This is a genomic window from Streptomyces sp. NRRL B-24572 (assembly GCF_002156145.1).
GTDB classification, from domain to species: Bacteria; Actinomycetota; Actinomycetes; order Streptomycetales; family Streptomycetaceae; genus Streptomyces; species Streptomyces vietnamensis.
Genome location: NZ_MWIG01000408.1, coordinates 1 through 9,935, shown reverse-complemented (window position 1 = coordinate 9,935; position 9,935 = coordinate 1). Strand labels below are relative to the sequence as shown.

General features: G+C 70.6%; 11 protein-coding genes. 4 read left to right on the top strand and 7 right to left on the bottom strand.

What is annotated here, in order from left to right; translation table 11 throughout:
• Positions 1 to 97 precede the first annotated feature (97 nt).
• A complete protein-coding gene (locus tag CCN56_RS23790; RefSeq protein ID WP_086829825.1) occupies positions 98 to 1,915 on the bottom strand; it encodes a phosphoenolpyruvate carboxykinase (GTP) in 1,818 nt (605 codons plus the stop codon).
• A gap of 197 nt (positions 1,916 to 2,112) precedes the next feature.
• Between CCN56_RS23790 and CCN56_RS23785 the strand changes: the two genes are divergently transcribed.
• Together CCN56_RS23785 and CCN56_RS23780 are read left to right on the top strand one after the other, a co-directional pair.
• A complete protein-coding gene (locus CCN56_RS23785) occupies positions 2,113 to 2,799 on the top strand; it encodes a hemolysin III family protein (protein ID WP_086829824.1) in 687 nt (228 codons plus the stop codon).
• 18 nt (positions 2,800 to 2,817) lie between these two features.
• Positions 2,818 to 3,420 (top strand): TetR family transcriptional regulator, encoded by a 603-nt coding sequence (locus CCN56_RS23780; protein ID WP_256962114.1) that lies wholly within the window; start codon positions 2,818 to 2,820, stop codon positions 3,418 to 3,420.
• Here CCN56_RS23780 and CCN56_RS23775 read toward each other — a convergent pair.
• From CCN56_RS23775 to CCN56_RS23765, 3 genes are read right to left on the bottom strand one after another with little or no spacing between them, the layout of a single operon-like run.
• Positions 3,406 to 4,440, bottom strand: coding sequence for a glycoside hydrolase family 26 protein (locus CCN56_RS23775; protein ID WP_086829820.1), 1,035 nt, complete (start codon positions 4,438 to 4,440; stop codon positions 3,406 to 3,408). The two genes, CCN56_RS23780 and CCN56_RS23775, sit on opposite strands and share 15 nt — an antisense overlap.
• A gap of 1 nt (position 4,441) precedes the next feature.
• The gene (locus CCN56_RS23770) at positions 4,442 to 5,089 is read right to left on the bottom strand and encodes a vitamin K epoxide reductase family protein (protein WP_086829818.1); all 648 of its coding nucleotides are present in this window, start codon (positions 5,087 to 5,089) and stop codon (positions 4,442 to 4,444) included.
• 18 nt (positions 5,090 to 5,107) lie between these two features.
• Entirely contained in the window at positions 5,108 to 5,611 is a 504-nt protein-coding gene (locus CCN56_RS23765; RefSeq protein ID WP_256962113.1) for a DUF5949 family protein, read from the bottom strand.
• 149 nt (positions 5,612 to 5,760) lie between these two features.
• On the opposite strand from CCN56_RS23765, the gene CCN56_RS23760 reads away from it, so the two are divergent.
• On the top strand, positions 5,761 to 6,162 hold the full coding sequence (locus tag CCN56_RS23760) for a tyrosinase family oxidase copper chaperone (protein WP_107484212.1): 402 nt from the start codon (positions 5,761 to 5,763) through the stop codon (positions 6,160 to 6,162).
• Positions 6,146 to 7,012: a tyrosinase family protein gene (locus CCN56_RS23755; protein ID WP_086829817.1), complete on the top strand. Its 867-nt coding sequence runs from the start codon at positions 6,146 to 6,148 to the stop codon at positions 7,010 to 7,012. The genes CCN56_RS23760 and CCN56_RS23755 overlap by 17 nt, the downstream gene beginning before the upstream one ends.
• 62 nt (positions 7,013 to 7,074) lie before the next feature.
• Here CCN56_RS23755 and CCN56_RS23750 read toward each other — a convergent pair whose 3' ends face one another.
• The 3 genes from CCN56_RS23750 to CCN56_RS23740 form a co-directional block, all read right to left on the bottom strand.
• A complete protein-coding gene (locus tag CCN56_RS23750) occupies positions 7,075 to 7,353 on the bottom strand; it encodes a chaplin (protein WP_041130985.1) in 279 nt (92 codons plus the stop codon).
• A 302-nt stretch (positions 7,354 to 7,655) separates the two neighbouring features.
• A complete protein-coding gene (locus CCN56_RS23745; RefSeq protein WP_256962112.1) occupies positions 7,656 to 8,132 on the bottom strand; it encodes a hypothetical protein in 477 nt (158 codons plus the stop codon).
• A 1,313-nt stretch (positions 8,133 to 9,445) separates the two neighbouring features.
• Complete coding sequence (locus CCN56_RS23740; RefSeq protein WP_086829813.1) at positions 9,446 to 9,721, bottom strand: hypothetical protein; 276 nt, start codon at positions 9,719 to 9,721, stop codon at positions 9,446 to 9,448.
• Between the last annotated feature and the right edge of the window lie 214 nt (positions 9,722 to 9,935).

Here is a 9,935-nt window from a genome sequence, read left to right as displayed (position 1 = left end):
GAGGGGGCTCCGGGGGCCGGTTGCGTCGTGATGGACCGTCGTGACCCCACTGGTCAGGGCGGTGTTTCGGGGCAGCCCACCACGAGTTCGGGAGGGACTAGCCGAGGCGCTCCACGAGCGCGTTGTACTGGTCCCACAGCTCCTTCGGCGTGTGGTCGCCGAAGGTGTTCAGGTGGTCGGGGACGAGGGCGGCCTCTTCGCGCCACACGTCACGGTCGACCTTGAGGAGGAACTCCAGGTCCTCGGCCGGGAGGTCGAGGCCCTCGATGTCGAGGGACTCGGCGGTCGGCAGGATGCCGATCGGGGTCTCGACGCCCTCGGCCTTGCCGTCGAGGCGCTCGACGATCCACTTCAGGACGCGGCTGTTCTCGCCGAAGCCGGGCCAGACGAACTTGCCGGCGTCGTTCTTGCGGAACCAGTTCACGTAGTAGATCTTCGGGAGCTTCGACGCGTCGGCGTCCTTGCCCACCTTGATCCAGTGCGCCATGTAGTCGCCCATGTTGTAGCCGCAGAACGGCAGCATGGCGAAGGGGTCGCGGCGCAGCTCGCCGACCTTGCCCTCGGCGGCGGCGGTCTTCTCGGAGGCGACGTTCGCGCCGAGGAAGACGCCGTGGTTCCAGTCGAAGGACTCGGTGACCAGCGGGACGGCGGAGGCGCGGCGGCCGCCGAAGAGGATCGCCGAGATCGGCACGCCCTTCGGGTCCTCCCACTCCGGCGCGATGATCGGGCACTGCCCGGCCGGGACGGTGAAGCGGGCGTTCGGGTGGGCGGCCGGGGTCTCCGAGTCCGGAGTCCAGTCGTTGCCCTTCCAGTCGATGAGGTGCTTGGGTGCCTCTTCGGTCATGCCCTCCCACCACACGTCGCCGTCGTCGGTGAGCGCGACGTTCGTGAAGACGGAGTTGCCCCACATGGTCTTCATGGCGTTGGCGTTGGTGTGCTCGCCGGTGCCGGGCGCGACGCCGAAGAAGCCGGCCTCGGGGTTGATCGCGTAGAGGCGGCCGTCCTCGCCGAAGCGCATCCAGGCGATGTCGTCGCCGATGGTCTCGACCGTCCAGCCGGAGATCGTGGGCTCCAGCATCGCGAGGTTGGTCTTGCCACAGGCCGACGGGAACGCGGCGGCGACGTACTTCGCCTCGCCCTGCGGCGGGGTGAGCTTGAGGATCAGCATGTGCTCGGCGAGCCAGCCCTCGTCACGCGCCATGACGGAGGCGATACGGAGCGCGTAGCACTTCTTGCCGAGCAGGGCGTTGCCGCCGTAGCCCGAGCCGTACGACCAGATCTCGCGGGTCTCGGGGAAGTGCGAGATGTACTTGGTGGTGTTGCAGGGCCACGGCACGTCGGCCTCGCCCTCGGCGAGCGGCGCACCGAGGGTGTGGACGGCCTTGACGAAGAAGCCGTCGGTGCCGAGCTCGTCGAGGACGGCCTGTCCCATGCGGGTCATGGTGCGCATGGAGACGGCGACGTACGCGGAGTCGGTGATCTCGACGCCGATGGCGGAGAGCGGGGAACCGACCGGGCCCATGCAGAAGGGCACGACGTACATGGTGCGGCCGCGCATGGAGCCGCGGAAGATGCCCTTCTCGCCGGCGAAGATGTCCTTCATCTCCGCAGGTGCCTTCCAGTGGTTGGTCGGGCCCGCGTCCTCCTCCTTCTCGGAGCAGATGAAGGTCCGGTCCTCGACGCGCGCGACGTCGGACGGGTCGGAGGCGGCGTAGTAGGAGTTCGGGCGCTTGACCGGGTCGAGCTTCTTGAAGGTCCCCTTGGCGACGAGCTCCTCGCACAGGCGCTCGTACTCGGCCTCGGATCCGTCGCACCAGACGATGTTGTCCGGCTGAGTGATCTCGGCGATCTCGGTCACCCAGGAGATGAGCTCCTGGTGCTGGGTGGGAAGGGGAGCCGCGTTGTCGCGCGCCACGATTGCTCCTTGTTGAGGGGTTTTTTAGATGTCTGCCCCGTGGGGGCTGCGACCCGGATGCGTCGTAGCTGCTCATCCGGTGCCGACCGCACTCATTTGATCATCCGACGGATTCGCCCATATGTCCAGGGGGGTGCACACGTGAGCATCGCCACTCATATCCGGTACCTACGGAGCCGTAGCTAGGATTCCGTCCCATGACTGCAGCCACGCCGGAAGTGACCCCGATCGAGCGCACCGTGCCGCTCCCGACGAAGCCCCGGCTCAGAGGATGGCTGCACGCGGGCATGTTCCCCGCCGTGATCGTCGCGGGCCTCACCCTCGTCGCCCTCTCCGACTCGCCCCGCGCCCGCATCGCCTGCGGGATCTACGTCCTCACCGCCTGCCTGCTCTTCGGCATCAGCGCGCTCTACCACCGCGGCAACTGGGGCCCGCGCGGCGAGGCCGTGCTCCGGCGCCTCGACCACGCCAACATCTTCCTGATCATCGCGGGCACCTACACCCCGCTCACCCTGCTCCTCCTCCCCGACTCCACGGCGAAGCCGCTCATGTGGGCGGTCTGGATCGCGGCCGCCGCCGGCATCGCCTTCCGCGTCTTCTGGGTCGGCGCCCCTCGCTGGCTGTACACGCCCTGCTACATCGCGATGGGCTGGGCCGCCGTCTTCTTCCTGCCCGACTTCATGCGCGCGGGCGGCATCGCCGTCCTCGTCCTCGTCGTCGTCGGCGGACTGCTCTACAGCGCGGGCGGCGTCATCTACGGCATCAAGCGCCCGAACCCCTCCCCGCGCTGGTTCGGTTTCCACGAGGTCTTCCACTCGCTGACCCTCGCGGCCTTCATCGTCCACTACGTCGGCATCTCGCTCGTGGCGTACCAGCACGCCTGACCTGGGAGCATGAAGGGCATGAACGACCGCCCCGGCCTCCGCGAACGCAAGAAGGCGAAGACCCGCGCGGCGATCCGGAAGGCCACCTACCGGCTCGTCGCCGAGCAGGGCTGGGACGCCGCCACCACCGACCGCATCGCCGAGGCCGCCGAGGTCTCCCCCTCCACCGTCGTGCGCTACTTCCCGGTCCGGGAGGACATCCTCCTCACCGACGAGAACGACGAACTCCTCGAAGCCCGGCTGCGCGCCCGCCCCGCCACGGAGGAACCGCTCGAATCGCTCCGGGCGGTCGTCCTCGAAGCCGTCCGCGCCTCCCTCGACGAGGAGCCCGAGGAGACCCGGCTGCGCGCCCGGCTCATGGTGGAGATCCCCGCCGTGCGCGCCCGCCTCACCGAGACCACCGCCACGACCGGCCGCCGGCTCGCCCGCGCGATCGCCGACCGCACCGGCCGGGACGCGGACGACCTGGAGGTACGGATCTTCACGGCGGCGGTCCTCGGCGCGCTCCGCGAGGCGACCGTCCACTGGGCCGAACACGGCCGCACCGACGACCTCGTCGCCCTTCTGGACCGCACGGTCGACACCCTCAAGACCGGCCTGACGCCCTCACCGCCGGCCTGAAGCCCCCAGCGCGCCCCTGACGATCCGCGCCGAATCCGGATTGTCCGCGCACTCCCACACCCCGTGCGGGCAGTAGTCGGTGACGGTCTGGTAGACGGGCCGGTGCGCCGCGAACCAGTCCAACATCCCCCGCACGTACGCCGGGTTGTCCCCGTTCCTGAAGAGCCCCCACTCCGGGTACGAGACGGGCTTGCCGTGCGCCGCCGCGAAGCGCACCTGGTGCGCGAGCCCGTACTCCTCGTCCACCTGCTCCTCGAAGGAGAGCCCGGCGGGCTGGTCGTAGGCGTCCATCCCGATGATGTCGACGACGTCGTCGCCCGGGTAGCAGTGCGGCCAGGGGATGGCGTCGAGGCCCCGGCTCGGCGTGAAGTCGAAGCGGAACCGCTGCCCCGGCACCTCCCGCAGCACCCCCACCACCCGTCGCCAGTACGCCTTCCAGGCCGTCGGGTCCGGGCGGCAGCGATGGCTGTACGTGGTGCCGTTCATCTCCCAGCCGAGCACCAGGACCGCGTCGCCGAGCCCCTGCGCCACGAGCCGCTCCCCCAGGGTCCGGAAGTGCCCGTCGTACGCGCCGTCCGCCCCCCGCCGCAGCCCCGCCCGCACCTCGGCGTCCGGCAGCCCGGCCTCGTTCCGGTCGAGCAGCGGCACGTTGAGGACGAAGAGGCGCCCGGGCCGCTCGGCCTTCCAGCGCGCCCAGGGCCCGAACAGCGCCGGATGCCCCTCGATGTTGGACCAGCGGTCGCCCGGCAGATAGGTGTGGCCGACGGTCAGGGAGTCGCCGCCGAGCCAGTCCTGCACCTGCGCGATCCGCCGCACCCCGGCCTCGTCGGAGCCGGTGAAGAACCCCGAGGGGACCCCCGTCAGCGGCTCCGGCTCCGTCTCGGGCGCGGTCCGCGTCCCGGTCCGGTCGGACAGGAGCGCGCACAGGAAGACGGCAACGGCCGCGAGCAGCACGGTCAGTGCGGCCCGCGGCCAGGTGAACCAGGAGAGCCAGGAAGGCCAGGAGGAGGGCCGCCTCACGTCAGCTGGTCCAGAAGTCCCACCAGCGGGTCAGGATCAGCATCCCGATGATCCCGATGTGCAGGACGGGCAGGGCGAAGGTGAACTCGCCGAGGAAGGTCCGCAGCCCCGCCGGGGCGGGCAGGACGCGCTCCCTGACGTTGTGTGCGGTGACGTACCAGAACATGGTGATCGTGGCGACCCAGGCCAGACAGCACCACAGGCAGAGCGCGTTGATCTCGTACAGCGACTGGTACATCAGCCAGGTGCAGAAACCGACCCCGAAGAGCATCCCCGCGTTGAGGCCGAGCCAGAACCAGCCCCGGTAGCGGGCCCCGGCGAGCAGCCCGGCACCGACGGCGACGACGACGGCGTACGTGACGAGCCCGAGCATCGGGTTCGGGAAGCCGAACACCGCGGCCTGCTCGCTCTTCATGACGCTGCCGCAGGACACGACCGGGTTCAGGCTGCACCCGGGCTGGAAACCGGGGTCCTCCAGGAGCTTGAACTTGTCGAGCGTGATCACCCAGCCGGCGAGGACGCCCGCCGCGCCGGTGACGAGCAGCAGCAGGGCGAGCGCCCGGCTCGCACCGACCGGGCCGCCGGTCTCCCCGGCGACCTCCTCCTGCCGCTGGCCCGGCACCCCGCCCCGTACGTTCACCGTCGCCATGGCGCGACCCCTTCCCGCTCAGCCCTGGATGCGGCGGACCGGCAGCAGGACGTGGGCGCTGTCGGCGAGCATCCCCTCGTCCGAGACGAAGGCCTTGAGCCGCTCCTCGTCGACGGGCTGTCCGGGCACGCCCTCGGCCCAGGGCCGTACGGAACAGATGAAGTAGACCTTGCCCTGCTCGCGCGCCGCCGCCTGCCATTCGTCCGGCACCGGGCACTGCACCTTCAGGAAGGGCAGGGTGAGCACGGCGGAACCGGCCTCGACGATCAGCGAGGCGTTGATCCCGGCGTCCTTCTCCAGATCGAAGAGCCGGTCTCCGACCGAGAGGTTCATCGCCTCCAGGGCGGCGCGCATCGCCTGCTGACCGGCCTCAGGACCGTCCCGGCCGTCGCCGAGCGAATACGCCATCAGGAACGGCGTCCCCGCCGATTCGGCGGAGGGCTCGCTGGACCACGGAATCACCGTGAGGGTTCCCAGCGGAGAGGCGCTGCGCGCCGAGGAAACGACGTTGGAAGTGGTCATGAATCGGATGCTAATGCTCCAACCACCCTTTCCCCGCGCCGAATTCACTCGAACGGCCGACATTCACGCCGCTGCCATGTCCGCCGCAACGAACCCGGGTTTTCATCGTTGTGCCCTGAGGGCATAAGCCGACCACCAGGAGATCACTGATGATCGTCCCGCGCCGCGTCGCACTGCGGTCCCTGTTCGCCCTGGCCGTCACCGCCTTCACCGGTGGTGCGCTCGGTCGTATCGCGACCCGACCGGAATCGGGGGTCGAACATGATCCGCACGCCTTCGACGAGATGTACCGGGGCCGTCGCCTCCTGGGTTTCTCCGGACCCGGGGGCGAACCGACGGCCCTCGTCGACGGCCGGCCGCTGCATCTGATGCGCTGCGCCGACGGCGGCTACGTCACCCCGATCGACCACTACGAATCCTGCCCGACGCCCCTGGCGGCCACCCGCGCGGCCGTGGACGAGCTGGGCACGGCCCGACTCTCCCCGCTCGCGGGCGCCCACGGCGTCCCCACCGACCCGACGGGAGGGAGCCCGCGTGGTGTACACGCGTAAGAACCAGCGCGATCTGACCGGCGCCGAGCGCCGCAAGTTCGTCGCCGCCGTCCTGGAGCTCAAGCGCACCGGCGCGTACGACCGCTTCGTCCGCACCCACATCGACTACTACACGGCCGACGGGGAGGGCCGGCTGCGGATCGCCCACATGACGCCGAGCTTCCTGCCCTGGCACCGCAAGTTCCTGCTCGAGTTCGAGACGGCCCTGCGCCGGATCGACCCGACGGTCTCCGTCCCGTACTGGGACTGGACCCGGGACAACTCCCCGGCCTCCTCGATCTGGCGCGAGGACTTCATGGGCGGCAACGGCCGCCGGGCCGACCTCCAGGTGATGACGGGCCCCTTCGCGGCCTCCGCCGGGCGGTGGACGATCACCGAGTCGATGACCGACGTCCGGTATCTGACCAGGGACTTCGGCCGCCCCCGCGACCCGATCACGCTGCCCACCCCGGCCCAGCTCGACGAGGTGATGCGCGAGCGGGTGTACGACGCGGCGCCCTGGAACTCGACGAGCTCCACCGGCTTCCGCAACGCCCTGGAGGGCTGGGCACCGGGCCGCGGCAACGAGCGGTTCCGCATCCACAACCGGGTGCACCGCTGGGTCGGCGGCCTGATGCTCGGCGGCGGCTCCGTGAACGACCCGGTCTTCTGGCTGCACCACTCCTTCGTCGACCTGATCTGGTCGCGCTGGCAGCAGCGGAACCCCGGTGCCGCCTACCTGCCGGCCGAGCCGCCGCCCCTGGGGGACGCGCAGTACCGCAAGGTCGCCGCCCGGCACGAGCCGATGGCGCCCTGGGGCGTGACCCCGGCGTCGATGTTCGACCACAGCCGGATCTACCGGTACGCCTGAGCCCCACACGTGAATGTCCCCCCGGCCGACGGCCGGGGGGACATTCACGTGAAGCGGGGGGATCAGCCGCCGTAGCCGCCGTCGCCGTGCCCGTGGCCACCGTCGGCGTTGATGCAGGTGTTGCCGAACGCCGGGTTCAGCAGACCGATGACGTTGACGGTGTTGCCGCAGAGGTTGACCGGGACGTGGACCGGAACCTGGACGACGTTGCCGGAGGCGACACCGGGCGAGTGGGCGGCGACGGCCTCGGCGCCCGAGTCGGCGACGGCCAGGCCGGCTCCGCTGAGGGCAACGGCACCCGTGCCTGCGAGAACAGCGGCAGCCTTCGCGATGCGAGACATCAAGAACTCCTTGGACGTATGAAAGCGACCGCAGGAATCACGGCCGTCACTTCCGTTCAACGCCGATCGCCGGATCGGGTCACGGTCATTGAGCCGAACGGGACGAGGGAAAACCGAAAAAAATGGCCCGCGGACCCGATCCCGTCCGCCGCCGGATACGACGGGACGCTTCCGGTCCGCGGGCCGCGGCCATGCGACAAGCCTTCTGTTGCAACGACCGAGACCCCTTGGGGTGGCGGGGAAGAATCGTGTCTTCACCCGCCCGGTCAACAGTCGTACGAATGAACGGGGACGCGGTCGCGTCAGCCCGCGTCCGGCGCCAGCCCGAGCTGGGGGTCGAGGGCTCCGCTGAGCACCGGGGTGAGGAGCCCGAGCTGAGGCTTCGCCAGGTGCGGAATCCCGGCGAGCCCGTTGCCTCGCGGGGCCTCCACCGGGGTGCCGAGGACGGCGCCGGGGGTGGCCGCCCGCATCTCCGAGTGCGGACTGCTGAGCAGGGCGCTGCCGGGCTCGCTGCCCTTGAGGAGCTCGGGCAGCGGCGCGTCGACGACGGTCTCCGGCAGGGTGCCGGCGAGCGGCACGCTCGGCAGGGCGACGTCGGGGAGCGCACCGACGCCCTTCTGGAAGCCGGTGGGCGCGCCGGGCATCGGGACGGGGACGCCGGTCGCGATGGTCGGGGCGTCCATCGGCAGGACCGGCTCCAGGCCCTGGAGCGGGACGATCACCGGCGCCTCGACGGCGGCGGCGGGAGAGGCCAGGGCGGCGGAGGCGAATGCGGTCATGAGGAGTCCCATGCCCGCGTGAGAACGCAGATTCATATGAGGAGAACGAGCCCCTTGGCCGAAACGTCGCGGGACTAACCCGTGTGCAGCAACGCGCAGCGCCCTCACCGGTGACGGCGAGGGCCCTGGTTGACGCGGGATCAGTGCCGGCGGGCGATCCGTCCGCCGCGGAGGTAGACGACGGTGCCGCCGATGATCAGCGCGGCGCTGACCGCGGCCGCGCCCATGAGCATGGGCTCGCTACCGGTGTCGGGCAGCTCCCCACAACCGTGCGGCCACTCACCGGGCGCGGGCTTCTCACAGGTGGGCTTGCCGGTCGGGTGATCGGTGGGGTACCCGGTGGGGTGTTCGGTCGGATACCCCGTCGGGTGGCCCGTGGGGTGCCCGGTCGGGTGGCCCGTGGGGTGACCGGTCGGGTGACCCGTCGGGTGACCAGTCGGATGCCCGGTGGGGTGGCCAGTCGGGTGGCCGGTCGGGTGGCCGGTCGGGTGCCCGGTCGGGTGGCCCGTGGGGTGCCCGGTCGGGTGGCCGGTGGGGTGACCAGTCGGGTGACCGGTCGGGTGCCCGGTCGGGTGGCCCGTGGGGTGGCCAGTCGGGTGGCCCGTGGGGTGACCCGTCGGATGACCCGTCGGGTGGCCGGTGGGGTGGCCCGTCGGGTGCCCAGTCGGGTGGCCAGTCGGATGCCCGGTCGGATGACCCGTCGGGTGCCCGGTCGGGTGGCCCGTGGGATGGCCGGTCGGATGCCCGGTGGGGTGACCCGTCGGGTAACCCGTCGGGCCACCGCCGTGATCGTGGTCGTCGCCGTACCCGCCGTGATCGTCGTCGCCGTAACCACCGTGATCGTCGTCGCCGTAGCCGTCGGGGTGCTCCGACGGCTGGGCGCAGAGGTCGCCGAGTCTCGTGCTCTTGCCGCAGGCGTCGGCCGGCGGTTGTGCCTGGACATGGCCGGCCGTGGCGGAGCCCGGACCGTCGCCCGTACCGGAGTGGGAGTTCGCGGCCAGGGCGAATCCCCCACTCAGCGACAGGATGCCGGTCGCTGCCGCCGCGGTGAGTACTTTCCTGCTGATGATGGACCGCATACCGCTCTTCCTCTGGAGAAAGGGAGAGACCGGCGAGGATCCCCCCTCGCTCCGACCGGCCTGATCCGCACCGGCGTTCCAGTGGGATCGGCCAAAAGGTATGGGTCGGCGCCCGGCGTGAAGCCGGGGCCACACGGCAGCTGATCAGAAAATCATTCGATCAGCCGACCGTGAGGAACAGCGGCACGGAGGGCCGCCGTAAGTGCCCGTGGGGACAGGGGTACTGAGGTGGTGTCAGCCGGCCAGACCGCCGGCGACCGGGAGGCCGCCGATCAGCGGGGCGCCCTTGGTGGCGGTGTTCAGCTGCTCCGCCGCCTTCGTCACGGTCTGGACGGGGGAGCCGTCCGTGGTGCTGCTCAGCATGTCGCTCTTCAGCCCGTGGGCGGCGATCGCTTCGAGGCCACCGTTCAGGCTGGTGGGGGTCAGCGCCTCCGTGGCCATGGCGGGCGCGGCGGCACCCAGGGCCATCATCGAACCGGCGACGACCGCGGCGACCTTGGTGGGCTTCATGGAGTGAATCCTTCCTCTGTGCTTTCAAGTCACGTTCCGTACAGGGTTCTTGGCCGAATCCTGTACATCGTTCTGCTTCTGTAACGAGGAGTGAGCGCCCCGGAAACTCCGGGAGGAAGGATTTCTCGGTACTGCACCCGATCGATGCGGACCGGTGCTATTTGCCGATCACACGGCCGTACCGGCCCGACGGACGTCGGGCCGGTACGGCCGT